We start from the raw sequence: 25,501 nt of genomic DNA, 5'->3' as shown, positions 1-25,501 counted from the left end.
GCCCTACATCGGCTACATTACTTTTTATAAAGGAACAACGTTATGACTCGCTTTTCTGAACTTATGTCAGGACAAACACTGCTACCTATAATCCAAGCTGATACACCAGAGCAAGGTGTTCAAATAGCGAAAGCTATGGCTAAAGCTGGTCTTACTTTAGTTGAAGTAGTACTTAGAACAGAGGCATCAATAGAGGCATTAAAAGCTATTAAAGCACAAGTGCCTGAGCTAAAAGTAGGTGCGGGTACAGTCATAAATACTGACATTTTAGAGCAAGCACTTGAAGCGGGTTCTGACTTTATTGTAACACCAGCGGTTTCTCCTGCGCTACTTACTACACTTGCTAAATGTAATGTACCAGTACTTCCTGGTGTATCAAACACAGGTGATATTTTAATGGCGCTTGAATATGGCTTTAAAGAGCAAAAATTATTCCCAGCATCGCTTGCTGGTGGAGCACCTTTTGTATCAGCTGTTTCAACAGTATTTAGATCAGTAAGTTTTTGCCCTACAGGTGGCGTTAGCGAAAGTAATAAAATAGACTACCTTTCATTAAATAATGTATTCGCCGTTGGCGGTACTTGGATAGCGAAAAAAGAATGGGTTGAGCAAGAAAATTGGCAAGCAATTACCGATTCTTGTATCCAAGCTTTAAAGTAGAAAGGATCTTAGAAATGAATTATTTAGCCCCAACAATACTGCCAGGCGTAATCGTTGGCGAAGAAGTAAGTGCTGTGTATGAACATGCGCGTACTAATCAATATGCGTTGCCAGCGGTAAATGTTGTTAGTACAACATCTATAAATGCGACGCTAGAAGCTGCTAAAAAGAAAAACTCGCCCGTTATTATTCAGCTTTCTAATGGTGGAGCGCAGTTTTTTTGTGGTAAAAGCCTATCTTTACCAGAGCAACAATCAGCGGTGCTTGGGGCGGTAAGTGCTGCAAGATATGTACATTCAGTGGCAGCACATTATGAAGTAGCAGTGATGCTTCATACTGATCACGCAGCTAAAAAGCTACTACCTTGGATTGATGGTTTACTTGACGAAGGTGAAAGACACTTTGAACTGACTGGCAAACCATTGTTTAGCTCACATATGATTGATCTTTCAGAAGAGCCTCTAGAAGAAAATATTGAAATTTGTGAACGTTACTTAACACGTATGGCAAAAATAGGGATGACGCTAGAAATAGAGCTTGGCTGTACAGGCGGCGAAGAAGACGGTGTTGATAACTCACACCTAGACAGCTCTTCTTTATACACTCAGCCTGAAGATGTTGCATTTGCTTACGAACGCTTAAGTCGTATTAGCCCTAACTTTATAATTGCAGCGTCTTTTGGCAATGTTCACGGTGTATATAAGCCAGGAAACGTTGTTCTTACGCCAACTATACTAAAAGATTCACAAGCTTACGTCTCAGAAAAATTTAATCTACCAAGCAACTCAATCAACTTTGTGTTTCATGGTGGTAGTGGTTCTGAGTACGATAAAATTGCAGAGTCTTTAACCTATGGTGTAGTTAAAATGAATATTGATACCGATACGCAGTGGGCGTGTTGGACAGGTATTTTAGACTACTACAAAGTTAACCAAGCATACCTACAAGAGCAAATTGGTAACCCTGATGGGGATGATAAGCCAAACAAAAAATACTATGACCCTCGCGTATGGCTGCGTCATTCAGAGCAAAGTATGGTTGCAAGACTAGAGCAATGCTTTGACGATCTAAATTGTGTAAATAGGTATAGCGCATGAAAAGACTAAATACAGTATTAAAAGAAGATGGCGTAGATACCGATCTTATTTTACTTATTCGCACAATTTTAGCGACCAGTAAAGAAATTGCTTTTCGAGTAAGCCAAGGTGAATTAGCCGGTGTTTTAGGCTCAACGCTTAACGAAAATATTCAGGGTGAAGTGCAAAAAAAGTTGGATGTAATTGCAAACCAACTGCTTAAAGACATACTACTTGACGACAGCAGCGTACGCACAGTTGCATCAGAGGAAGAAGATCATGCAGTAGGTGGTCATCCAGAAGGCAAGTTTATTGTTGCTTTTGACCCACTAGATGGCTCTTCTAATATTGATGTTAATGGCCAAATAGGCACTATATTTACTATTTACTTAGCCCGTGATGATGTTGCCTTCGACAGCGACGAGCAATTTAGTCAGCCTGGTGTAAATCAAGTATGTGCAGGCTACGTGTTATACGGTCCTTCATCATTACTTGTAATGAGCACTGGCGGTCCAACACGTTGTTATACATTAGACTCAACACATGGTGGCTATTTGCTGACAAATAAGCAATTGAGTGTGCCTGAGCAAAGTCGTGAGTTTGCCGTTAATATGGCTAACTACCGTTATTGGGATGAGCCGACTCAAGTGTATTTTGATAAATTGCTATATACCTGCGAAACCTTTGAAAAAAGCTCAATGCGCTGGAATGCAGCTATGGTAGGGGACGTTCATCGTATTTTATGCCGAGGTGGCTTATTTTTGTATCCACAAGATAAACGTACCGGTAATGATAACGGAAAAATCAGACTACTTTACGAAGCAAACCCGTTAGCACTTTTAGTTGAAAACGCAGGTGGTAAAGCAACCTCTAGAGGAGCGCGAATTTTAGATATTGCACCAACTAGTTTGCATCAACGTGTGCCGGTTGCTTTAGGCTCAAACGAACCTGTAGAGTTTTATAATAACGCTATGTTATAAAGCATCAGTTAGTATATAAATAAAGTAGGGGGCAAGATAACAGCCCCTACTTTTTAACAATTTATCTAACGTATCCCTAATATCCACTTCCCTTACTCAATCGGTATCAGAACCTAGTTTCTTAAATAGCTATTAAGGAACAGTATTAATCAATTCTTTAAACTTGTGTGCTATTAGCTTCGAGTACTTGGTTTTATTTGACTTATTTTTACTAATCATTCCCTGTTCTTAATTGTTAGTATTCTTCGCTTTGAACCCATCTTACACCGTGGTAATGTCGTTAAGTTAAAATTGGTATACCTTATGGTAATATTAAAACTCAAAATTGGTTGATCATAACGTTGTGTTTAAGTATATTAACGTCAGTGAATACATAAAATATACATAAGCATAACAAGCTAACACACTAAAATCACACAACAACAACCAGCGGAGAATTCACATGTCGTTGAAGTCAGAAAAGAATAATAATTCTACAACAGGGCAGTTTGCAATGCGCCCAGTTGCAAAGTGGGTAAGAACAGCGGTCATCGCAGGTATGGCAAGTTCTTGCGCATTTACAGCAAGCGCACAGGAAGATCAGGGAAAAGCGACAGAAGTTGAAGAAGACGTTGAAATAATTAGTGTTACCGGTACACGTAGAACAATACAAGATCAAATAGCAATTAAACGCGAGTCAACAACGGTAGTTGATGGTCTTTCATCTGAAGATATTGGTGACTTACCAGCACTGTCTATCGGTGAAGCACTGGAATCAATTACAGGTGCTGCATCTCACCGTGAAAACGGTGGTGCAACAGAAATCACTATTCGTGGTCTTGGTCCATTTTTAAGTGCAACTCACATTAATGGTCGTGAAGCGACGAATGGTAGTGGTGACCGCTCAGTTAACTTTTCGCAGTTTCCTTCTGAACTTGTTAAAAAAGTAGCTATATATAAAACACAAGATGCATCAATGATTGAAGGTGGTGTTGCAGGTGTTATTGCACTTGAAACTATAACTCCACTTGATTTTGGCAAGCAACGTGTATCTGCTGAAGTTAAATTAAACTACAACCCTGATGAAGGTAATGTAGATAACTCACTTCAAAGTGACGCGGGTTACCGTGGCACGTTTAGTTATGTTGACCAGTTTGAATTTGATAACGGCCAAGCCGTTGGTGTGTCTTTTGGTGTACAACGTCAAGATATTAGCCAACCAGAAGCTGAATACAGAAGCTCTAGCCCATCAGGTTCTTCATTATGGGCGTGTTTAAACGATCCTAATAATACCAATGAAGGCTTTTACCGTAGCAGCGCAGGTGACTGTGAAGATCAAGTAAGCGGCGACAAATTAAAAAACCAAGGTTACCAACCCGAAATTGATTCACAAACTGGTAAAGCCGAAAGCGATGGTACTCCGTATGCTTGGACTGGCAGTAGTCGAAGCTTTCGTCAAAATGAAACATCAGATGAGCGTGATGCAATGTTTTTTGCATTGCAGTACCAGCCGTCAGCTGATTGGGATGTTAATTTTGATGCGCAAATTTCAGATAGAACACAAAAAGAAGCACGCCACGATTTAATCTTTTTACAAAAACGTGCAACACCAGGTGTAACCGGTCCAACACTTGTAACTAACGATGTAGGCGGTATTTTACATTGGGAAGGTGAAGAGCGTATTGAGTCAGCGGGTGAGCAATTTTCTCGTGAAGAAAACTACCAAGGTTACGGCATAAATATAGAGCATACAGTTACAGATAGATTAACTGTTGATTTAGATTTAGCGTACTCAAAAACAGAACGCGAAGAACTTCAAATATCTAACCGTGGTAGAACATCAGGTCGTAATTTCTTTTCTTGGGATATGGGCGATGAGATCCCTCATTTCACATTAACAGACTTTGACGTAACAGATATTTCAAACTTTACAGATAGCCTAAGAACACGACTTGACCGTGAAAATGTTCGTGAAAACGAAGTTATCTCAGCGCGACTAGATTTTGACTATGTGCTAGATGGCAATGTTTTTACCAGTGTTCAAGGTGGTATTAGAACATCTGAAATGACCTTCCTACAGTATGGCGGTGGCCAAGGTAATGGTTCACGAAATGAATACACACTAGATTCAGGCACTGAAGCGCTTGACGTATTACAAGGTTGTCAAATTGATTTCCCAGAATCAGGCTTTTTATCGAGTGTATCTGATGGCGATATCGTAACAAATGTTGATAGTGACGGTAACGTTGTAGATAGCGGTACCGGTTCATCATGGGCTACATACGACAATGTGTGTTTCTCACAAGCGGTTGCCGGTTCTAACGTTGATGGTGTATTTGCTTACCCAGAAGTTGAATACGAAAATGCAGGTACAATTGATGTAACAGAAAAAACAACATCAGTGTACTTAATGGCGAATTACGATACTGAAATTTTTGGTAAATTCATTCGTGGTAACTTTGGCCTTCGTATTGTAGATACAGAAGTAACATCAATTGGCTTTAGAAACAGCTTTGATGTAGTAACAAGTGATACTGGTGTACTTTCTCTTGTTGAATCTGATAATGGCTCATTGGATAAAATAAAAAGCGGTGGTGATTACACTAAGTATTTACCAAGCTTTAACCTAGTTATTGATTACAGTGAAGATATTTTATTACGAGCTGGTATATACCGTGGTATGTCACGCGCAGATCCATCTGATTTAGGTTACAGCCGTACATTCCAAGAAGATACAGAAGGTACAGCAACATCAATCAGCGATTTATTAGTCGGTGTAAATGGTTCTGGTAACCCAGACACTCAACCGCTTATGTCGTGGAACTACGACGCTGCATTTGAATGGTACCCTAACGAAGATTCAATCTTAGCGTTAAGCCTATACTACAAACAGTTCAACGGTGGCTTTCAACAACAAACAGTAATTGAAGAATTTACTGTTGCTGGTGAAACTGTTTCATTACCAATTACTAACTCTGTTACATCAGACGAAGACAGTGAAATATTAGGTCTTGAAGCTTCATTTTCTTACCGCTGGGATAATGGCATCGGTATGAAATTTGGTTACAACTATGCAGACACTGATTTTGAGTTCCAAGATAGCTTATACGGCGATACGTTTGTTACTGACGTAGACGGTAATACTTCACAACTAACTGACGGTATTGTTGAGTCGGCCTCAGTTCCTGGTTTTTCTAAGCACGTATTTAGCAGCCAGTTGTATTACCAAATTGGTGGATTTGACACTGCTGTTATTTACAAATATCGCAGCGAGTATTTCCAACCTTATACAAGCAATGGCACACGCTTACGCTATGTTGATGCTGTAGGTGTATGGGAAATGCGCGCATCATACAAAATTGATGAGCACTTTAGAGTTAAAGCAGAAGCAATTAACTTGTTCAGCGCACCTAAATCACAAGATTTCTTTGTTGAAGGCAACCTAGGTGAAGTGAATGACTACGGCCCACGCTTATTCTTAGGCTTAAGCTACAAGCTGTAATTTAGCTAAATATTAGAACAAATTTAAAAGGCGGTTTATGAACCGCCTTTTCCACGTTTATAATTCGGGTTTTATTCGCTAAAGGATAGAAGGTGTAAATTAATAAAAAAGCCAGAACAGAAATAAGTAGCTTTGAGGTAAGCTACTTAGACAAGTCTGTGCTGTGGTTTCATACAAATCTTCAATATTACAGCGGCGATGTCTTGCGACACCACAGCCGCCAGTTATCATTATTGAGGTAGTATTATGTGAATACTTTACTTATTAACCTTACCCTTAAGAACATAAATTTCACCATCGAAACTGCCTTGAATCGTCAGCCCTTGGCTTGCCAACTCTTGTAAATATTCGATATGATCTTCAGTAATATGCTGGCCCGGTACTAAAAGCGGAATGCCCGGTGGATATGGAGTAACTAAACCGGCACAAATGCGGTTGTTACTTTTGCTAATAGGCACAGATTCGCGATCGCCATAAAATGCATCACTTGGAATACATGCTAAGTCGATAGCAGGTAAATTTTCAGGTAAGCGGGCTCTACGCGTCGATTTCGACAGCTTCACCTTACCGCTGTCTAGCTTTTTCAACGCATTGTACAAACGGATGATTTTCGAGCGCGTGCCACCAAGCGTAAGTAAAACTAAAATGGTGCTGTGCGTGTATTTTTCTATCTCAAGGCCAATTTCATCCAGTAAGTATTTATGAATATCTTTTAATGAATAAGGTAGTTCACTAATATCAATAAGGATTTTTAGCGGATCGTGACCCATGTTATCGCCACTAAAGTGCGGGAATATTTTCATAAAATCTTCTTTACCGAGCACTTTAATTTGCTTGAGTGATGCCATTTGTTGTTTAAACTCTTCAACATGATTTAGCAGCGCATTAAGCAACTTATAGCCTTCCATCTCTAATTGCTTTTGGCATACGTCGAGAGACGCAATAAGCTGATATTTAGGCGATGTGCTGGCGTAGATACTGTAAATATCGCGGAAGAAATCTGCATCAAAATCTGGGTCGTTAATATGAATATAAGACGCCTGAGAAAATGCTGATACCACTTTATGCGCGGAATGTGTAATGTAATCAGCCCCAGCATGTATGGCAGAATAATGACGAAAGCTAGGATGAAACAAAGAATATGCAAACCAGGCTTCATCTATAAACACTTTAATACCATGTTGATGAGCGTAATCTACCACTTGTTTAAGATCGCTAAGTAGGCCATCGTAAGTACAACCAGTAAGCACCAATAATTTAGCATCTGTATTGTTTTCAATTGCCAACTTAATGTCGGCCAACGACGGTGGCGCGAAAATACCGTATTTTGGATTTAGTATACTCGCCAAATAAATGGGGTAACTGGCTGATTGCAAAATGCCATAGTGCACAGATTTATGGCAATTACGGTCTACAATGACTTTATCTCCCTTGCGAAGTAGAGTCTGCAAGATGATTTTATTTGAGGTAGACGAACCGTTTGTAACAAAGTAGGTGTGCTTAACTTCAAACGTTGCCGCTGCTGATTCTTGAGCACGGCCAATGGTATTGGTGCTGTCTGACAATGAACCTAGTGAGTCTACCGAAACTGACAGATCGCCAACAAATACATTGCGACCGTAAAACTGATAAAAATCGTTTATATAAGGAGAGTTTCTAAAGCTAGAACCGCCGCTATGACCCGGTGTATGCCAAGAGTCGTTCGCTTCGCCAACATAACGACGATAGGCCGTCCAAAATGGCGTTTCAGAGCGATCATCGAAGTCGTTGATCATATAACCTAAAATGGCTTCAGGGTCAGAAATTACCTCATCTTTAAAAAAGAAGGATTCGATTTCTTCCGATTCGTTGATGATTTCCAGTCCTTTAGTGTCGTCGCCTATAACATAAACTGGTAACTCGAGACGAATTGCCTTTAAGTCTTCGATAAAGCGACTATAAATTTGTTCACCCACTTTATTGTGTACATCCCAACTGAGAACCACGGCTTGAATATCGCCATCTTCCTTTACACATTCCAGTGCCTGCTTCAGATCGAGACGTTCAATAATATCGATATCGATATCAACTCGCTCAAAATTAGGAATCGTTTTTGACAGGTTAGCGCAAAGTTCTTGCAGGATGATTGGGTCTTGCTCAATAATCAAGATACGAAGTAAAGGTAGCATAGGGATTTCACAATAAAATTTTATAATGCTCAACAGCATAACTAAAGGAGTGAGACTTGTGAAATTAATACTTTGAAAATTTTCACCTGTTAGTTTTACACGTCCTAGTGAGTTGGGGAAAGATGAAAGTCGAGAAATATTTTGGTGTTATGTTTGTAGGCGCGGCTTTATGCCGCGTTTTTGGCGTTTTTGGGGCTTGTGCTTTATTGCGCGAGGTAAACTCGCGACTACGGGGTTGGCGTTATGTTTGTAGGCGCGGCTTTATGCGGCGCTTTTGGGGTTTTGAAGCTTGTGCTTTATTGCACGAGGTAAACTCGCGACTACAGGGTTGGTGTTATGTTTGTAGGCGCGGCTTTATGCTGCGCTTTTGGGGTTTTTTGCTTTATTGCGCGAGGTAAACTCGCGACTACAGGGTTGGTGTTATGTTTGTAGGTGAGGCTTTATGCCGCGTTTTTGGGTTTTTTGGGGCTTTGGGGTTTGTGCTTTATTGCGCGAGGTAAACTCGCGACTACGGGTTTGGTGTTATGTTTGTAGGCGCGGCTTTATGCGGCGCTTTTGGGGTTTTGAGGTTTGTGCTTTATTGCGCGAGGCAAACTCGCGACTACAGGGTTGGCGTTATGTTTGTAGGTGCGGCTTTGTGCCGCGCTTTGGGGTTTTGAGGTTTTGAGGTTTGTGCTTTATTGCGCGAGATAAACTCGCGACTACAGGGTTTGGTGTTGTATTTGTAGGCGCGGCTTTATGCCGCGTTTTTGGGGTTTTGGGGCTTGTGCTTTATTGCGCGAGGTAAACTCGCGACTACAGGTTTGGTGTTATGTTTGTAGGCGCGGCTTTATGCCGCGTTTTTTGGGGCTTGTGCTTTATTGCGCGAGGTAAACTCGCGACTACAGGGTTGGTGTTATGTTTGTAGGCGCGGCTTTATGCGGCGCTTTTGGGGTTTTGAGGCTTGTGCTTCATTGCGCGAGGTAAACTCGCGACTACAGGGTTGGCGTTATGTTTGTAGGTGAGGCTTTATGCCGCGTTTTTGGCGTTTTTGGGGCTTGTGCTTTATTGCGTGAGGTAAACTCGCGACTACGGGGTTGGCGTTATGTTTGTAGGCGCGGCTTTATGCGGCGCTTTTGGGGTTTTGAAGCTTGTGCTTTATTGCGCGAGGTAAACTCGCGACTACATGCCGCGCTTTTGGGGCTAATCAGTCTTTTCTTTAAACTCACACAAATCTTCAATAATACAGCTGCCACATCTGGGCTTACGGGCTACGCAGGTATAACGTCCGTGAAGTATTAACCAATGATGTACGTCTACTTTAAATTCAGCAGGCACTACTTTTTCAAGCTTTTGTTCAACGGCTACAACATCTTTACCCATGGCAAGCTTAGTACGATTAGAAACACGAAATATATGTGTATCCACGGCTATTACAGGCCAGCCAAAGGCGGTATTGAGTACAACATTAGCTGTTTTTCTGCCAACGCCTGGTAGAGCTTCTAGGGCTTCACGATTTTCTGGCACGATGCTGTTATGTTCATCCACCAATATTTGGCACATTTTGTATACGTTGGCGGCTTTAGAATTAAATAAGCCAATGGTTTTTATATAATCACGCAGTGTATCGTGGCCTATATCTAAAATGGCTTGGGGTGTGTTAGCAACAGGGAACAATTTTCGAGTGGCTTTATTAACACCTACATCGGTTGCTTGCGCTGAGAGCGTAACGGCAACCAGTAACTCAAATGGGCTTGAATATTCAAGCTCTGTTACTGGGTGTGGATTATCGTCGCGCAGGCGCGATAGTATTTGGTGACGTTTTTCTTTATTCATGCAACTTAAAACGTATTAACTATTTACTAAGTCAATACGTTTTCCCCTTAAGTTAAGCTAGTAACGCGTGCGCGAGGGCCTTTTTCAGCCTCTGGCGGTGCAATTTGTTTTGATTTTATTTGTGCGTCAATTACGTTTTTAGCGGCAATAAGTAACCCAAGGCCTAAAAAGGCACCCGGTGGTAAAATGGCGAGTAAAAACTGGTTGTCAAAGTTAAACACTTCTATGCGTAAACTTTGTGCCCATGGGCCAAGTAATAAGTCGGCACCGTCAAATAAAGTACCTTGGCCAATTAGCTCGCGCATTGCGCCTAAAACAACAAGCACAATCATAAAGCCTAAACCCATCATTAAGCCGTCAAATGCTGATAAATGAACAGGATTTTTAGATGCATATGCTTCGGCGCGGCCAATAATGGCGCAGTTAGTTACAATCAACGGGATAAAAATCCCCAATGATTGATACAAACCAAAGGTGTAAGCGTTCATCAGTAATTGAACAATAGTTACAAAACCTGCGATGATCATGACAAATACAGGTATGCGAATATCTTTTGGCACCCAGTTACGTACAACCGATACGGTCACGTTTGAGCCTATGAGTACCAATAAAGTAGCTAAACCTAAACCTAAAGCATTTGTAATAGTTGATGTAACGGCAAGTAACGGGCATAAGCCTAACAGCTGCACAAGAGCAGGGTTATTTACCCATATACCGTCTTTGTATAATGTTTTTAACTCACTCATTTAGTTGCCTCTACACATTCACCATTAGGCGCTGCAAAAATATCATCAAAATTAGTTTGTGCGAACAATACGGCGTTTTTAACCGAACCCACAACAGCACGAGGCGTTATGGTTGCACCTGTAAATTGATCAAACTGGCCGCCATCTTTTTTTACAGCCCAACGAGCGTCTTCTTCACCTTCAACTGTTAAGTTTTTAAAGGTGGTGATCCAAAGCGATTTTTTAACTTCTACTTTGTCACCAAGCCCAGGTGTTTCTTCGTGTTTAGTGGTACGAACGCCAGCAATAGTGCCATCGCTCAATACGGCTGTTAATAAGTTAATATCGCCACTGTAACCGTTTGGCGTAACATGCCTAATAACAACGGCGACCGGTTTATTGTTTTTACGAGCACGATAAATTACTTGGTCTGCGTGTGGGCCTAGCTTTTCGTTAGAAATAACTACGCAATCTTGTGATAATTGATTATCGTACGATTTTGGGTCGAGTACTTCTTGTAGTTGCGCAGTAAGTTGCAGCTGTTCTTGCTCTGCAATTTTATCAGCAGTAAGTGCGTTGATAGAGGCAACTAAACCCGTTGTTACCAGCGCAAAAGCCGTTAAAATGGCGCCGTTTTTGGCCATTGAAGAAATAATCATTTTACTGCCCCATGACCGTAAGTTCTCGGCTGTGTGTAGTAGTCAATTAGCGGTACTGCAATATTAATCAATAATACGCTAAAGGCGATGGCATCAGGGAAGCCACCAAAAGTGCGAATTAAATAAATTAGTAAGCCAATTAGCGCGCCATAAATTAAGCGCCCTTTATTGGTGGTTGCTGCAGATACCGGATCGGTCGCTATAAAAAATGCACCCATCATAGTGGCACCACTTAATAAGTGAAATAGGGTGCCCGGCTCAGTACCTGATGCAGCAATATAGCCAATTGCGCTGCATACAGCTAAACTTGCAATAAAACTGACGGGAATATGCCAGTTAATTATTTTTGCTTTTAATAAGTATAAACCACCGGCTAAAAAGCCTAAGTTAACCCATACCCAACCAAGGCCAGCCCATTCGTTAAATAATGGTTTTTGCATGCTTTCGGTTACGGTTAAGCCGTGGGCTATATCTGTTTTAACTGTGTCCAGTGGTGTTGCCATTGTTAGGCCATCAACCCCTGCACGTACTTGATCTAGACTGAACCCAGAGGCCGTAAAATCGGTAAATATGAGCCTTAGCTGATCTGCAAAGCCTATTGGCGTATTTATTAAATCGGTGACAGGCAGCCACGCGGTCATTTGTACAGGGAACGACACTAAAAGCAGTACATAAGCAGCCATTGCTGGATTAAATAAATTAAACCCAAGGCCGCCATAAAGCTGTTTAACTATAACGATAGAAAATAAACAACCAATAACAATTACCCACCAAGGCGCAAGGGGCTGAATACTCAATGCCAATAACACACCAGTAAGCCATGCGCTGCCATCACTCAGTGCAGGCCAAACAGGGCGCTTTCGCATTAGCATTATGGCAGCTTCAAAAGCGCTTACAGCAACGAGCGCGAGCACCAGTTGAATAAGTACACCGGTTCCAAAAAAGAAAACTTGAGCAATTAGCCCAGGAATACACGCAGCAATAACGCTAAGCATTAATCGCGTTAACGATTTATGGCTGTGATTATGCGGCGAACTGGCCATGGTTAATTTCATGACTGATTATTTCCTTCTTTTTGTAACTTTTTAGCTTTTGCTCTCGCAATTGCTGCGGCCACGGCGGCTTTTTTCTTATCGTCGGCTGATTTAGGTTTATCTGCTTCAGTAGAATTGGATGATTCATCGGTATTATTGTCTGCACCCTTTGGTGCAACACTATCAATTTGTAGCTCTTGAATTTGCTCGGCTTCTACAAGTGCTTTAGCCGCTTTTTTGGCTTTTGCGCGCGCAATGGCCGCCGCTACCGCTGCTTTTTTGTCATCAACAGGGGCCGCACTTTGTGGCTCTTCACTCACGGTTTGCTCAGCTTCTTCTAATGCTTTAGCTGCTTTTTTAGCTTTTGCACGAGCAATGGCCGCCGCTACCGCTGCTTTTTTATCATCAACTGGGGCATCGGTTTGTGGCTCTTCACTCACTGCTTGTGCCGCTTTTTTAGCTTTAGCGCGTGCAATGGCTGCCGCTACTGCTGCTTTTTTATCATCAACTGGGGCATCGTTCTGTGGCTCTTCACTTGCTTGTGCTGCTTTTTTAGCTTTAGCACGAGCAATGGCTGCCGCTACTGCTGCTTTTTTATCATCAACAGGAGCATCGTTCTGTGGCTCTTCACTTGCTTGTGCTGCCTTTTTGGCTTTAGCACGAGCAATGGCTGCCGCTACTGCTGATTTTTTATCATCAACGGGTGCAGTATCGGTTGATACCTCTGTTTGAGATTTTTGTTCTTTATATTGTCGAGCTTGTTCTTTGCGCAGTGCACGCTCTTTTGCTACTTCGCTATTGTCTGGCTCTAATTCAGCAGATTGATCGCCTAGCTTTTTAGCTTTAGCACGAGCAATAGCGGCTGCAACCGCTGATTTTTCACCGCCGTTATCGGGTTTATTTTTAACTCGGGCGAGGGCATCGGCCACTTTTTGCTTTTCGTCGTCTGATTTAGCGGCAGGTTTACGCTTATGACGATTTTTACGTTCTTCTTGCTCGCGCTCTAGGCGCTCTTTTCTTGCGTCAAAGCGCTCTTTTGCTCTGTCTGCTTTAATTTTGTCTGCTTGTTGTTCTTTAATTTCAACCTTAGCTATACGGTAATACTGCACGAGTGGAATTTCGCTTGGGCACACATATGCACAGGCACCACATTCAATACAATCAAATAAATTATGTTCTTGTAGCTTGTCGTACTCTTTTGATTTAGCAAACCATTGTAGTTGCTGAGGCAATAAAGAAGCCGGGCAAGCATCGGCGCATGCGCTACATCGAATACAGGCTTTTTCAGGGCCAGGTTCTGCGAGCTCTTTATGATCAGGCGCTAAAATACAGTTAGTTGTTTTAACTATACCAATACGAACTGTTGGTAGCGTAAAGCCCATCATAGGGCCGCCCATTACAACACTTTGTTGCGGTACAGGCGAAAAACCTTGGCAATCAAGTAAGTGCTTTATTTCAGTGCCAAGGAGCGCCCATACATTCCCTGGATTATGTATAGTGTTACCTGTTACGGTAACTACACGTTCAATCAGTGGTTTACCTTCATAAACGGCTTGCTGTACGGCAAATAAAGTACCCGTGTTATGCACTAAAATACCAATATCAGCAGGAATACCAATGCTGGGAACTTCACGGTTGGTAAGTAATTTAATTAATTGCTTTTCACCACCCGATGGATAAATAGTGGGAACCGTTTGAATAATAATTTTTGAGTTATGCTCAGCTGCCAGCTTCATCGCGGCAATCGCTTCCGGCTTATTATCTTCTATACCCACAATGCATAGCGTTGGGTTTAAAAGCTGCTGCATTATTTCAATGCCTTGGATAACTTCTTTAGCGTGTTCGCGCATTAAAACGTCATCGGCAGTAATATAAGGTTCGCACTCAACGGCATTTACAATCAAAAATTCGATAGGTTGCTTGGTATCTGCTTTCACATAAGTAGGAAAACCAGCACCACCCATACCGCTAATACCGGCTTGGTGAATAATATTTATCAGCTCGTCATGACTAAGCTCAGCAGGATTTTTATTTTTATTAAGTGCTGTCCATTCGTCTTTGCCGTCTGGCTCAATAATAACGCTTAGCTCAGGCAGGGCTGATGGATGAGCTGATGGCATAGGTGCTATGTCAGTAACCACACCAGAGCTTGGCGCATGCACAGGTACCGACCAGTTAGCAGCAGGCGCTGTGAGTGGTTGGCCTTTTAATACGTGTTGGCCTTTTTCTACCAGTAACTTGCCATTTGCGCCTATGTGTTGCTTAAGCGCAACAATAAGTTTATCGGGCAACGGTAGGCGAGTAATACTCGCACTATTAGAGAGTGATTTTTGTTGTGGTGGGTGTATGCCGCCAGGAAATGCCCACACGGTGCCTTTTTTTATTTGTTCAAGTAACTTGTCCACTCAAACCTCTAATCTATTTGTGTAACAGGAATAGCATCTAGCTGCCATTTCCAGTTTTGTTTAGTTTCGGCTACAGGTAGCATATCAATGCAATCTACAGGGCAAGGCTCAACACATAAGTCACAGCCGGTACATTCATCAATTAACACCGTATGCATTTGACGAGTTGCGCCTAAAATAGCGTCAACAGGGCAGGCTTGAATACATTTGGTACAACCAATACATTCGTCTTCGCGAATATAAGCCACTGTTTTTATAGGTTCTGCTTGCTCGCCGCCAGCAAGTGGTTTTTCATCAACACCCATTAAGCCGGCAAGCTTTTTCATGGTTGATTCGCCGCCCGGTGGACATTTATTTATTTCATCGCCATTGGCTATGGCTTCGGCGTAAGGGCGACAACCTGGGTAGCCACATTGACCGCATTGAGTTTGCGGCAAAATAGTGTCAATTTGTTCAACAATAGGGTTGCCTTCAACACGAAAGCGTATTGCTGCAAATCCTAAAATAAGTCCAAAAACGAGTGCTAGCGAGCCAATCGCTATCAAGGCATAAAACAAGGTCATATTAAAACTTCACTAATCCAGTAAAACCCATAAACGCCATCGACATTAAGCCTGCGGTGATCATTGCAATGGAGGCGCCTTTAAAAGGCGTAGGAACATCAGCCGCCGCTAAACGCTCTCGTAGTGCTGCAAACAATACAAGCACTAAAGAAAAACCAACTGCAGCACCAAAACCATACACTGCAGATTGTAAAAACGAATGATCTTCTTTGATATTTAATAGAGCAACACCTAATACCGCGCAGTTAGTGGTGATCAGCGGTAAAAATATGCCTAGTAAACGATATAGGGTAGGGCTTGTTTTACGCACAACCATTTCGGTAAATTGCACTACAACGGCAATTACTAAAATAAAACTCATGGTACGTAAAAATTCGATATCCAGAGGGATTAAAATATATTGATTAACTAAATAGCTAGTCACCGAGGCAAGCGTAAGCACAAACGTGGTTGCCAAAGACATACCAATCGCCGTATCAAGCTTACCTGATACGCCCATAAACGGACATAAGCCTAAAAATTGTACTAATACAAAGTTATTAACTAGAACGGTTCCAATCAATAACAAGACATATTCTGTCATGTGTGCCTCACGCTATTAAAGTCCTGCGTATTATCCTTTTTTCTGCCCCGATAAACAACATTTGCGAGTCGTTATCAGTTAAATAAACGCGAGGACAAACATATTGATCACAAGGCTGTAAAATTAATGTGATTTTGATGTAAGGATAAAATAGCAGAAACAAAAAAAGAGCAACGAATGCTCTTTTTTGTATTTGTTAAAACTAATTAAATGTCTTTAGGTTTTTCTATGTAATAACCTTGAACGCCATCTAAACACAACGTTTCTATAATATGTTTTTCTTCTTGGCTCTCAACACCTTCAGCAAATACGCTAACACCTATACGGTGGGCTAAGTCGACCATTAAGCGCATAAAGTACTGATTGTTTTTATCATCTTCTAGGCCGCGAGTATAACTTGCATCCATTTTAATAAAGTCAGGTTTTAAATCGCGGAAAAACTTAAATGAGGTTAAACCAACACCAAAGCGTTCAACTGTAACGCGGGCGCCTACGCGGTGTACCATATCAATAAAGCGCTTACTGGCTTTAATATTTTGTTGTAAGCCAAACTCACTTACTTCAAAAATAAGCTTTGATGCAATATGCGTGTCTTTTAATAAGCGGCGTTCAAGCCAAATAACAAACTGATCGTTGTGTGCACTTGAGGCTGTAACGTTTAAACCAAAAAACTTTTCAGATAAATTACGGCTTTTCACTTTTTCAAGGGAAGAGTCAATTATCAGGCGGTCAATTTCTATTGCCATATCAAGCTTTTCGGCCATCGCTAAAAAAGAGGCCGTAGGAAGTACTTGATTGTCTTCTGTTTTAAATCGCACTTGTATTTCAGCATAGGCTTTAATACTTTTACCAAGCGGCATAATGTTTTGCATAACTAAATGTACACGCTTAGATTCAATAACCTCGTTAATAACCTTACGCCAGTTTTGATTACCAAAACCTGCACTTACGTTATTAACTAAATCGGTCTCGCGTTGCACGTGCCATGCATTTACTTGTTTTGATTGCGCCATACTCATCGCGTTATCAACAACAGAAAGTAGTTCACCCAAAGGCTTACCTTTTTCGTAACTGACAATGCCCGTGTTAGCAACAGAGCTTAGCTCTTGGTTTTGTTGATACTGAGTAAAACGCGATTGTAGATTTTCACCAAAGCGCTCTGCTTCTTTCAATGGAGTGTGGGGCAGTACTACAGCAAAGTCAGAGCTGTTTAATCTAAACACTTGGCTACCCGTGTAAGTGCCGCTTATGTGCTTAATAATATCGGCAACGCCTTTAACGTACTCGTCACCTTTTTGATAACCACGGCTCTGATTTATTGCTTGTAACTCGCTACAACGTATCATAGCTAAAGAGCCAAATGTACTTTGCTCACTGTTTTCAATGTTTTTTTCGTAATACTCAACAAACATATTACGGTTGCCAAGCGAAGTAATTACATCTTTATATGCTTCATGTTTAATGTTTAATGCAGCGTTTTGTATATCTTCACTTTTACTTTTCAAAAAGTGAGATAAACGATTAAAGCTAGGAACTAAATCTTTACCTAGTTTTTTTAATCGAGTGCCATCTAATGCTGTTTCTAAATCATTATCAACTTGGTTTTGGTTGATATAAATATCGATAATGTCAGCTACCGTTGTACTTATGTTTTTATTTAAACGGTAAAAAATAGATTGCATTAGGATTATTGGAATAATAACCAAAATAGCAGAAATCAAAATAACGATAAAAAGGGATGTTTGCAGCTGAGCAGCTAAATGCTCAATGTTAAGTACAAATTCAACTTTTATATCTGCTGCATCGTTTACAGCAAATTGAGGGCGTACAGAGTTCAATTTTGATAGTACAAAATCAGCAAACATTGGTAATTGGGTAGGGGGTTTAACGCTGAATATTTCAGCCCCTTGGTAGTCTCTTAGAGTAAAGCTTGTAAACGTTTTACCATCTGCAATTGATTGTTTTAGATTTTGAGCAGAAATATCGTCTAAAGAAAGGTCATTAATATACTTAGTAACAGTAGTTTGTGCACTTTTTTGCGCATCACTCACCGCAGTATCAAAGTTTATAGATATGAAGTAGCTTCCTGCTGCCACACACAATAACCAAGAGATAATTTGTATAAAAATAAGTTTTTTAAATCCAGCCATGTTTTCAGTCTTTTAATAATTCAAAATGGAAGAAATCAAGTCCTTGATTAATAAACTAAGTTACAATGCATAAGAATAATAAACTAATGCTTTAGTTATATAAGGAAGAGTAGTGGAATTAGCTTGAGATGTCTATGAAATTCTTAGAATTGGCTCCCCCTCCCCGACTCGAACGGGGGACCTGCGGATTAACAGTCCGTCGCTCTAACCAACTGAGCTAAGGGGGAACTAAAGTAGTGATATTATTATGATGATTTGGCTCCCCCTCCCCGACTCGAACGGGGGACCTGCGGATTAACAGTCCGTCGCTCTAACCAACTGAGCTAAGGGGGAACTACATCATAAACTTGGCTCCCCCTCCCCGACTCGAACGGGGGACCTGCGGATTAACAGTCCGTCGCTCTAACCAACTGAGCTAAGGGGGAAGCGTCTTGCCTTTCAACGGGGCGAAATATTAATGACCGAGCCGCAAAGTGTCAACATATAAAAGTCATAAATTGAAAAAAGAGGTTTATTCGTTGTTTTTGTGTTCGATCTGCGTGTTTTGTAGCTCTATTAAAGTTACTTTTTTAAAAATTTAAGAATAACAATGTGACTTTTATTATTGTTGAGTCTTTAAATTGGTTAAATTAAACACGCTATTAAAGTCACTTGTAATTAAAAATCGGCCCAAAAACATAAAAACTCATTTTTTCTTAGTGGGTATTCTTCGCATTTATTTACTTTTTTGCTTTAATTTTCTAAAAAAATACTTCTGTGAATATTCACAGAAGTATTTTTTACCCTTAATTGTGATCTAATCACTATTTATAAATAGGGTATTTATTTTCTGCGTTCAAAAATAGAACAATCAATAACTTAACTTTGTCTTAAACGTTTTTTGTTTACCAACGTACAACTATGTTAAGAAGAAAAACCGGCGAGCTACAATTTTTAGTGTGAGTGTAACTGACAGATCTAACTGGGTAATAGGGAATAGATAAGAATATATGGGAATAGGTGGGAGAAATAAGGGTTTAAGAGGAGTTTAATAAAAATTAAGTGCGAAAAAGAAAGAGCGAATAAAATGGGTAAAATTAAAACCCTGTTTTGCTACACGGGAACAGGTGGGTAACTAAAAAACAATCTCTGCTTTGACAACTTTACCCAATAACCCGAGAGTCTTCAAAATATAGTGCGATTCAGTACTTCCATCTTCAATATAAAACTCAGTATCTTTACGTTCGATGCTATCAAATACTAGCTTGAGCTTGGTATCGGTTATAGCCAGTTTAGCAGCAAAGTAGCAACCATTCATTGGGCTGAGGAAACCGTACATACTACCTGGCGCTATGGATTTATCCTTGGTGTCTATGTATACAGTTGCATCCACAGGGATAGAGGTATGGGATACTTCACTCAGCTTAACTTGCAAAAGATCGTTATCTCTTGCGTAAATATCATCAAGCGTGTTGTCATTTGATTTCACAGAGTTTAGTGAATCGAGGGCATTATTCTTTGCCTGTTCTGTAGCCTTTGAATCATCCAGGCGCTTCTTAAGAATGTCGGTAAATGGCACATCAACCACCTCAGCAAACTCAATCAAATAATCAATAGGAGGATCTCTATGGCCTTCATAATTTGATTGGGTATGCCTATGCACACCAATACGCTTAGCCACAGTGCCTATATCTAGGGACTTTTGCTCTCTTAGCGCTTTTAAATAGTCATTGAATGCAGTCATGTTTCTTTAGGTCTGTGTTCGGATGATGGACTTATCATGTATTTAATCACACAAGCGCGTGCATACAAAATAAAAAATTAACACGAACCATGTTATCAAGTGCGATCTTTCGCGCTTTAAAAGTGCGAACTGCGAACCCCTCCAATTAAAAATAAATAATTATAAATATCAACACTTTAATAATGAATGTACACAATCGTATAAATTATAGTTTGAATGTATACGATTGTATGTATATGCTTGTGTTCATGGATACAAGAATATACATAAAAGGTAACTAAAATGGATAGCATAGAATACCTCGGTTGGACAAAAGCAGACATAAAAGCTGCGTTAGAAGATGAGGGTTGGTCATGTCGCCAATTATCTTTTAGTCGTGGTTACACCTCAAATGCAGTGCAAACCGCACTGCATAGACCATACCCAGCTATTGAAAGAATCATTGCAGATGTAATCGGTGTAAGTGCCTGTGAAATATGGCCAGAGCGTTACGGTAAAGATGGCAAGCCAAACCGTAAGATCGGACGTCGTAAGATGAACGGGGCATAAGTCATGGAACTTTACACTGCTAAGCAAATTGCTGATTACTTACTTTTTAGTAAACGCAGCATTCAAATTAAAGCAAAAAATGAAAACTGGCCTTTTACCGAAGTTAAAAGCCGTGGTGGGAAAGTGCGTAAATACGCGCTCAGTGAGTTACCTGTATACGTACGTATACAAATCGAAGAGGCTATTATTAAATCCTTAGATACGTCCGCATCTAAAAGCGGCGAATCATATTTAGCTCTTAATGAAAAAGTGAGCTGCTTAAATAAAGATTTAATCAATCAACAGCGCCAGTCAAATCTTAAAAGTTTGGCCGGATTGCAAAACATAGATCCTAAAGTAAATGCGAAAGTGCGCATATTAGAGGCTGCCGATTCATTTATAGCTTTAAACAAGCTAGGGAAGATTGCAGGCTTAAAGCTTTTTAGTGAACACTACAACCAGTGCATGTTAGACATCCCAGTAGAGTACAAGGCACTTATACCATCAGTGTCGCGTAACTCACTCATACGCTGGCAAAAAACCATTACTGAAAAAGGTATAGCTGGGCTTGCTTTAAAGCCAAAGCGTACAGGCAAATCAATCATCGATTCAGACAAAGAGCTAGCCGATTTTTGCATAGCCATGATCTACCAATACCCACACGTAAAAGCCACACAAATAAAAGAGGGTTTAATCGCTCGCTTTTACCAAGTAGGTAAAGCACTACCAGCTGAAACCACAATTCGCGATTGGCTAACACGTTGGAAGCGCGAAAACAGCGCACTTTATACCAAAATGGCAAACCCAGATGCTTGGAAAAACAAGTATATGAGCGCCATGGGTAAAATGGACGAAAACGTAAAACGTCTAAACCAATTATGGGAGTTCGATTCAACCCCATCAGACGTAATGCTAACCGATGGCCGTCACTCATTAATCGGAATTATTGACGTATTTAGTCGCCGTGCAAAAGTCGTTATTCACCCAACAAGTGACAGCACCGGTATTTGTTTAGTTATCCGTAAAGCAATACTTGATTGGGGTATCCCTGAAATAGCACGCACAGATAACGGTAAAGACTACACCTCAATACAAATTAAAAGTGTGTTTGACGCGCTAGACATAAAGCACGAAACAACACGCCCGTTTTCAGGCGAAGAAAAGCCTTACATTGAACGTTTTTTCAAAACATTCTCGCACGATATAGCAGAGTTATTAACAGGCTATGTTGGTCACAACGTATCAGAACGCCAAGCAATCGAAGCGCGAAAAACCTTTGCACAACGCTTATTAGCAAAGCAAGGCGGTGATAAGTCAGCTATCGAAATCAACATGACAGCCCAGCAGCTGCAAGAGTTTGTAGATAATTGGATTGACAGCCGTTACCACCACAAGCCACACAGCAACATAGGTAACAAAACGCCATTCGATTTATTCGCAGCAAGTCGCGACCAAATCAAAGTGATCAAAGACGAGCGTTTGCTTGATGTAATGCTACAGCCAATACCATCAAATCGCGGTTTACGCATGGTAGGCAAAGAGGGCATAAAATTAAGTGGTGGTTTCTATATAGCACCGGAACTAGGCGCAATCGTAGGCGATGAAGTGCTATGTAAGTGGGACCCTAAAAACGTAGGCCGTATTTACGTGTTTAATCGCATGAATAACGAGTTTATCTGTATCGCAGTAGACCACGAAATAGAGTCAGCAGGCATGACACGCCAAGACGTAGCGCAGCATGCAAAACGCAGCCAATCAGCCGAAACATCACGCAAGCTAAAAGAGCTTAAAAAGACCGCTAAAAGCGTCAACGTTTCAAACATAGCAAACGAAGTGTTAGGGCATTACACAACCCAAAATAAAGCACTTGCAACACTGCCTAAACAGTCAGTAGAACACACCAACGTCATAACGCAATCAGCTATTAAAGCGCTCGATAGTAAGCCAGCAGTTGGCTTTAGTGACGAGCAATTAAGTGAGTTTGAAAAGCGCCGTAAGCAGTTAGATGAAGAAACCGCAATAGCAAAGGTAAACCCAACACCGTTATTCGACAACCCGCAAAGTAAAGCCATGTTTCATAAAAAGCAGTGCCGAGATAATCAGTTAAGTGATGTAGATGCGCTATGGCTAAACGGATGGGAGCAAAAGAATCGCGCAACGTCAAAGCGCTTAGACGACTTACTAAACGACATGAACCCAGCACCCGCTGCAACCACAAAATTACATAACCAGTAAAAGGAAAAACCATGAAAACTAAAATAGCAATCGTAAGCAACGTAGTAGCTACACAAATGATGGTAGAAGCACTAAATCAACGCGCTCATGGAGTGCCAGGTATTGGCCTTATTTACGGTGATCCAGGTCTTGGTAAAACCACCGCAACAGCATGGTTGGTTAACCGCTGCGACGGCATATACATACGTGCTACATCGGGCATGACATTAGCCCAGTTGTTACGTCAAATAGTTAAAGAACTAAGTGGCCCTGACATTTACACCCGTGAAGCCATGCTTAATTACATCATAGAGCACATGGCAATCTCTAATCGTCCGCTATTCATAGACGAAGCCGACTACCTGCTAAACGACAAAAACACACTCGAAATTGTGCGCGACATACACGATCTAACTAACTGCCCAGTTGTACTTATTGGCATGGAATCAGTACGCCGTAAATTACAGCGCCACCGCCAGTTTTTTAACCGCATATCAGAATGGCTAGAGTTCAAACCACTGCAATTCAACGACCTACAAATAATCGTAAGTGCAGTGATAGAACCAAACTTAACGATTCAAGATGACTTACTAAAACAGCTCTTAAGCGACACCGACGGAGAAGTGCGCCGCATCATTACAGGGCTTTCAAAAGTTGAAGCATTCGCGCTGGCAAACGGGCTAACAAGCATCGACCTACAGCAGTGGGGCAGCAAAGAATTTTTCCTTAAAAAAGCGTAGGAGAAACTTAGTGAGCCGCCCACAACTAAAAGATGCATGGGATGCAATGAGAATCTTAAAAAAATTCTCATTGCAGCAAGTGCGCGATGCAATAGAGCACACCACATTAGCTCAGTTAAAAACCTTTGCTAAACGCTTAGTCATAGCAAAAGCACTTGCTGAGCATGTAGACCATGAAGAGGTCACATACTCGCTTTTAAACGACCAATATAACCCGTTTGAACAGCCTATAAATGATGGTGCCACTAAACAAAACTCAGGGAGACAGCGCATGTGGCAATCAATGCGAATCCTCAACGAATTTGACGCGGGCCAAGTAGCCAGTACATCCGATGTGTCGTTAGCCTCGGCCCGATCATATATCTCAATTTTAAAAAAAGCAGGATATGTATTTATTGCTAAATCAGCTCCGCGTACAGGCTCAATAATAGAGCGAGCGGGTGAAGCAACAATTTATCGACTGCTTAAAAATACCGGCCCAACGCGACCAATACCAAAGGCCTCAGGTATATACGACACTAACCTAAACAAGCTCGTAAAGTTCAGAGAAGTAAAGCGCAAAGCCAATGTAATAGCACCCGTAACATTAGGAGAGGCGCATGATTACCAATAACTGGTTACACGTCTTAAAAGACGAAGTTGAAAGGCAGGGAATGCGCCTAGTAGCAGAAAAACTTGGCGTGAGCAAAGCAACTGTAAGCCAGGTACTAAACAATAAATATAAAGCCTCTACACACGTAATACAGCAGCGTGTAGAGGGCGTTTATATGGCATTTACAGTTGATTGCCCAATCCTTGGCGATATAGCAGTAAATCAGTGTCTTGAGCACCAAAACAGAAAGTTCGCAGCAACCAATCATATACGCGTCGCTCTTTATAAAGCATGCCGCAATGGTTGCTCCAACTCAAAACTATGCGGGAGTAAATAACCATGCAACTACGTAACACACTAATCGAACTACAAAAAAGAGGGCTGCAAGTAATCAGCTCGCACAAAGGCTTTAGCTGCCATGTAATCGAGGTAGCAGGCCAAGCCCCAGCACATTTACCAGTAATAACTGAAACTAAAAACGGGCAAACTCGCCAGGTTCGCCCAGCCAAGTTACACGGTCAAATCATCATGTTTATAGAAGGATAAACCACCATGCCACAAGAGTTTTTAATAAACCACAAAGGCCATCAAGTACCGGTTAAGGCTATTCGCCCAGCCGACATAATTCGCCATGAATTTGTGCAAACAGCAATAGCTAAAGCCAAACAGCAAAGCAAAGCCTTGGCTGAATTTAAAGCACAACAATTTAGCGAGTTCGACGCGTTCCTTGGCTTACTAGCGCAAGAGTACGCAGTAGAAATGGGCGGTAAAAAAGGAAACGTCACACTACGCAGTTTTGATCACTCACAAAAAGTAACGCTACAAGTGCAAGAAAGCATAGAACTTGGCCCAGAGCTATTAGTAGCAAAAGAGCTAATAGACGAGTGTCTAAACGAATGGAGCGAGGGCGCAAACGAAAACCTAAAACTCATTATTGAGCAAACCTTTGCCACCGATAAAAAAGGCAAAGTAAGCGTGCAAAAAGTACTTGGCTTGCGTCGTCTAAAAATTACTGACGATACCGGTAAATGGCAGCGCGCAATGGACATCATAGCCGATGCAATTCAAGTCATAGACTCCACTCGGTTTATTCGTTTTTACGAAACCATAGGCGAGCAAGAACACGCAATTTCACTTGATATAGCCAAGCTGTAAGGAGTAATTCATGGAAGGCATAACAATTCAAGTAAGCGAATACAGCGAGCTACAAAATATCGTTAACCAGGTAGCCCAAAGTAAAGAGCCAGTAAACCTTAACTTTGTATTTCAAAACATCACCTTTGTAGTGCAAAGCCAACTGGTAAGCATAAACCCAGTAACACCAATAGGCACAACCATAAAGCCTAATTAAGTAACCAAAAAGCGCGCACGGATGCGGCTTTTTATCAAAGTGCTTTATCTAAAA

The 25,501-nt window shown here is 41.2% G+C and carries 22 protein-coding genes and 3 tRNA genes; 12 read left to right on the top strand and 13 right to left on the bottom strand.

What is annotated here, in order from left to right:
- Positions 1–42 precede the first annotated feature (42 nt).
- The 4 genes from eda to I6F53_RS04930 all read left to right on the top strand — a co-directional run bounded on the left by eda (position 43) and on the right by I6F53_RS04930 (position 6,197).
- On the top strand, positions 43–660 hold the full coding sequence (gene eda / locus I6F53_RS04945) for a bifunctional 4-hydroxy-2-oxoglutarate aldolase/2-dehydro-3-deoxy-phosphogluconate aldolase (protein ID WP_197238721.1): 618 nt from the start codon (positions 43–45) through the stop codon (positions 658–660).
- Positions 661–674: 14 nt separating this feature from the next.
- Positions 675–1,757, top strand: a complete 1,083-nt coding sequence (gene fbaA, locus I6F53_RS04940; protein ID WP_197238720.1) for a class II fructose-bisphosphate aldolase — start codon at positions 675–677, stop codon at positions 1,755–1,757.
- The gene (locus I6F53_RS04935) at positions 1,754–2,716 is read left to right on the top strand and encodes a class 1 fructose-bisphosphatase (protein ID WP_197238719.1); all 963 of its coding nucleotides are present in this window, start codon (positions 1,754–1,756) and stop codon (positions 2,714–2,716) included. The genes fbaA and I6F53_RS04935 overlap by 4 nt, the downstream gene beginning before the upstream one ends.
- Positions 2,717–3,158: 442 nt before the next feature.
- Positions 3,159–6,197, top strand: coding sequence for a TonB-dependent receptor (locus I6F53_RS04930; protein WP_197238717.1), 3,039 nt, complete (start codon positions 3,159–3,161; stop codon positions 6,195–6,197).
- 257 nt (positions 6,198–6,454) lie between these two features.
- Here I6F53_RS04930 and I6F53_RS04925 read toward each other — a convergent pair whose 3' ends face one another.
- The 13 genes from I6F53_RS04925 to I6F53_RS04865 all read right to left on the bottom strand — a co-directional run bounded on the left by I6F53_RS04925 (position 6,455) and on the right by I6F53_RS04865 (position 20,022).
- A complete protein-coding gene (locus tag I6F53_RS04925; RefSeq protein ID WP_197238715.1) occupies positions 6,455–8,365 on the bottom strand; it encodes an aminotransferase class I/II-fold pyridoxal phosphate-dependent enzyme in 1,911 nt (636 codons plus the stop codon).
- 1,182 nt (positions 8,366–9,547) lie between these two features.
- Entirely contained in the window at positions 9,548–10,180 is a 633-nt protein-coding gene (gene nth, locus I6F53_RS04920) for an endonuclease III (RefSeq protein ID WP_197238714.1), read from the bottom strand.
- A gap of 47 nt (positions 10,181–10,227) precedes the next feature.
- Positions 10,228–10,926 (bottom strand): electron transport complex subunit E, encoded by a 699-nt coding sequence (locus I6F53_RS04915; protein WP_166421072.1) that lies wholly within the window; start codon positions 10,924–10,926, stop codon positions 10,228–10,230.
- The gene (rsxG, locus tag I6F53_RS04910; protein ID WP_197238713.1) at positions 10,923–11,564 is read right to left on the bottom strand and encodes an electron transport complex subunit RsxG; all 642 of its coding nucleotides are present in this window, start codon (positions 11,562–11,564) and stop codon (positions 10,923–10,925) included. The genes I6F53_RS04915 and rsxG overlap by 4 nt, the downstream gene beginning before the upstream one ends.
- A complete protein-coding gene (rsxD, locus tag I6F53_RS04905) occupies positions 11,561–12,619 on the bottom strand; it encodes an electron transport complex subunit RsxD (protein ID WP_197238711.1) in 1,059 nt (352 codons plus the stop codon). Before rsxD ends, rsxG begins: the two co-directional genes overlap by 4 nt.
- Positions 12,616–15,003, bottom strand: coding sequence for an electron transport complex subunit RsxC (rsxC, locus tag I6F53_RS04900; protein WP_197238710.1), 2,388 nt, complete (start codon positions 15,001–15,003; stop codon positions 12,616–12,618). Before rsxC ends, rsxD begins: the two co-directional genes overlap by 4 nt.
- A gap of 8 nt (positions 15,004–15,011) precedes the next feature.
- Positions 15,012–15,566 (bottom strand): electron transport complex subunit RsxB, encoded by a 555-nt coding sequence (rsxB, locus tag I6F53_RS04895; RefSeq protein WP_002960333.1) that lies wholly within the window; start codon positions 15,564–15,566, stop codon positions 15,012–15,014.
- Between the two features lies 1 nt (position 15,567).
- The gene (gene rsxA / locus I6F53_RS04890) at positions 15,568–16,149 is read right to left on the bottom strand and encodes an electron transport complex subunit RsxA (protein WP_008134172.1); all 582 of its coding nucleotides are present in this window, start codon (positions 16,147–16,149) and stop codon (positions 15,568–15,570) included.
- Between the two features lie 206 nt (positions 16,150–16,355).
- Complete coding sequence (locus I6F53_RS04885; protein WP_197238708.1) at positions 16,356–18,299, bottom strand: EAL domain-containing protein; 1,944 nt, start codon at positions 18,297–18,299, stop codon at positions 16,356–16,358.
- 150 nt (positions 18,300–18,449) lie between these two features.
- Positions 18,450–18,526, bottom strand: a tRNA-Asn gene (locus I6F53_RS04880).
- A gap of 29 nt (positions 18,527–18,555) precedes the next feature.
- Positions 18,556–18,632: transfer RNA gene (locus I6F53_RS04875), tRNA-Asn, on the bottom strand.
- A 15-nt stretch (positions 18,633–18,647) separates the two neighbouring features.
- Positions 18,648–18,724 (bottom strand) — tRNA-Asn (locus tag I6F53_RS04870).
- Between the two features lie 689 nt (positions 18,725–19,413).
- Entirely contained in the window at positions 19,414–20,022 is a 609-nt protein-coding gene (locus I6F53_RS04865) for a helix-turn-helix domain-containing protein (RefSeq protein ID WP_197238706.1), read from the bottom strand.
- 282 nt (positions 20,023–20,304) lie between these two features.
- Here I6F53_RS04865 and I6F53_RS04860 point away from each other — a divergent pair, with 282 nt between their 5' ends.
- From I6F53_RS04860 to I6F53_RS04825, 8 genes are read left to right on the top strand one after another with little or no spacing between them, the layout of a single operon-like run.
- On the top strand, positions 20,305–20,571 hold the full coding sequence (locus I6F53_RS04860) for a helix-turn-helix domain-containing protein (RefSeq protein WP_197238704.1): 267 nt from the start codon (positions 20,305–20,307) through the stop codon (positions 20,569–20,571).
- A gap of 3 nt (positions 20,572–20,574) precedes the next feature.
- A complete protein-coding gene (locus I6F53_RS04855) occupies positions 20,575–22,785 on the top strand; it encodes a Mu transposase C-terminal domain-containing protein (RefSeq protein ID WP_197238703.1) in 2,211 nt (736 codons plus the stop codon).
- An 11-nt stretch (positions 22,786–22,796) separates the two neighbouring features.
- Positions 22,797–23,504, top strand: a complete 708-nt coding sequence (locus tag I6F53_RS04850) for an AAA family ATPase (RefSeq protein ID WP_197238701.1) — start codon at positions 22,797–22,799, stop codon at positions 23,502–23,504.
- A gap of 10 nt (positions 23,505–23,514) precedes the next feature.
- Entirely contained in the window at positions 23,515–24,117 is a 603-nt protein-coding gene (locus tag I6F53_RS04845; protein ID WP_197238700.1) for a hypothetical protein, read from the top strand.
- On the top strand, positions 24,104–24,433 hold the full coding sequence (locus I6F53_RS04840) for a LacI family DNA-binding transcriptional regulator (protein ID WP_182693910.1): 330 nt from the start codon (positions 24,104–24,106) through the stop codon (positions 24,431–24,433). The genes I6F53_RS04845 and I6F53_RS04840 overlap by 14 nt, the downstream gene beginning before the upstream one ends.
- A gap of 2 nt (positions 24,434–24,435) precedes the next feature.
- Positions 24,436–24,642: a hypothetical protein gene (locus I6F53_RS04835; RefSeq protein ID WP_182693909.1), complete on the top strand. Its 207-nt coding sequence runs from the start codon at positions 24,436–24,438 to the stop codon at positions 24,640–24,642.
- A 6-nt stretch (positions 24,643–24,648) separates the two neighbouring features.
- Positions 24,649–25,251 (top strand): DUF3164 family protein, encoded by a 603-nt coding sequence (locus I6F53_RS04830; RefSeq protein ID WP_197238699.1) that lies wholly within the window; start codon positions 24,649–24,651, stop codon positions 25,249–25,251.
- A 10-nt stretch (positions 25,252–25,261) separates the two neighbouring features.
- Positions 25,262–25,447: a hypothetical protein gene (locus I6F53_RS04825; protein WP_197238697.1), complete on the top strand. Its 186-nt coding sequence runs from the start codon at positions 25,262–25,264 to the stop codon at positions 25,445–25,447.
- Positions 25,448–25,501: the final 54 nt, after the last annotated feature.

It is taken from the genome of Pseudoalteromonas sp. SWN29 (assembly GCF_015864465.1).
Classification (GTDB): domain Bacteria; phylum Pseudomonadota; class Gammaproteobacteria; order Enterobacterales; family Alteromonadaceae; genus Pseudoalteromonas.
The sequence above is the reverse complement of the archived record's forward strand: the minus strand, read 5'-3'. Positions and strand labels throughout refer to the sequence as shown.

Bases quoted from the DNA above. Each gene is read 5' to 3' on its own strand.
- eda (WP_197238721.1), top strand. From the start codon at position 43: ATGACTCGCTTTTCTGAACTTATGTCAGGACAAACACTGCTACCTATA.
- fbaA (WP_197238720.1), top strand. From the start codon at position 675: ATGAATTATTTAGCCCCAACAATACTGCCAGGCGTAATCGTTGGCGAA.
- I6F53_RS04935 (WP_197238719.1), top strand. From the start codon at position 1,754: ATGAAAAGACTAAATACAGTATTAAAAGAAGATGGCGTAGATACCGAT.
- I6F53_RS04930 (WP_197238717.1), top strand. From the start codon at position 3,159: ATGTCGTTGAAGTCAGAAAAGAATAATAATTCTACAACAGGGCAGTTT.
- I6F53_RS04925 (WP_197238715.1), bottom strand. From the start codon at position 8,365: ATGCTACCTTTACTTCGTATCTTGATTATTGAGCAAGACCCAATCATC.
- nth (WP_197238714.1), bottom strand. From the start codon at position 10,180: ATGAATAAAGAAAAACGTCACCAAATACTATCGCGCCTGCGCGACGAT.
- I6F53_RS04915 (WP_166421072.1), bottom strand. From the start codon at position 10,926: ATGAGTGAGTTAAAAACATTATACAAAGACGGTATATGGGTAAATAAC.
- rsxG (WP_197238713.1), bottom strand. From the start codon at position 11,564: ATGATTATTTCTTCAATGGCCAAAAACGGCGCCATTTTAACGGCTTTT.
- rsxD (WP_197238711.1), bottom strand. From the start codon at position 12,619: ATGAAATTAACCATGGCCAGTTCGCCGCATAATCACAGCCATAAATCG.
- rsxB (WP_002960333.1), bottom strand. From the start codon at position 15,566: ATGACCTTGTTTTATGCCTTGATAGCGATTGGCTCGCTAGCACTCGTT.
- rsxA (WP_008134172.1), bottom strand. From the start codon at position 16,149: ATGACAGAATATGTCTTGTTATTGATTGGAACCGTTCTAGTTAATAAC.
- I6F53_RS04885 (WP_197238708.1), bottom strand. From the start codon at position 18,299: ATGGCTGGATTTAAAAAACTTATTTTTATACAAATTATCTCTTGGTTA.
- I6F53_RS04865 (WP_197238706.1), bottom strand. From the start codon at position 20,022: ATGACTGCATTCAATGACTATTTAAAAGCGCTAAGAGAGCAAAAGTCC.
- I6F53_RS04860 (WP_197238704.1), top strand. From the start codon at position 20,305: ATGGATAGCATAGAATACCTCGGTTGGACAAAAGCAGACATAAAAGCT.
- I6F53_RS04855 (WP_197238703.1), top strand. From the start codon at position 20,575: ATGGAACTTTACACTGCTAAGCAAATTGCTGATTACTTACTTTTTAGT.
- I6F53_RS04850 (WP_197238701.1), top strand. From the start codon at position 22,797: ATGAAAACTAAAATAGCAATCGTAAGCAACGTAGTAGCTACACAAATG.
- I6F53_RS04840 (WP_182693910.1), top strand. From the start codon at position 24,104: ATGATTACCAATAACTGGTTACACGTCTTAAAAGACGAAGTTGAAAGG.
- I6F53_RS04835 (WP_182693909.1), top strand. From the start codon at position 24,436: ATGCAACTACGTAACACACTAATCGAACTACAAAAAAGAGGGCTGCAA.
- I6F53_RS04830 (WP_197238699.1), top strand. From the start codon at position 24,649: ATGCCACAAGAGTTTTTAATAAACCACAAAGGCCATCAAGTACCGGTT.
- I6F53_RS04825 (WP_197238697.1), top strand. From the start codon at position 25,262: ATGGAAGGCATAACAATTCAAGTAAGCGAATACAGCGAGCTACAAAAT.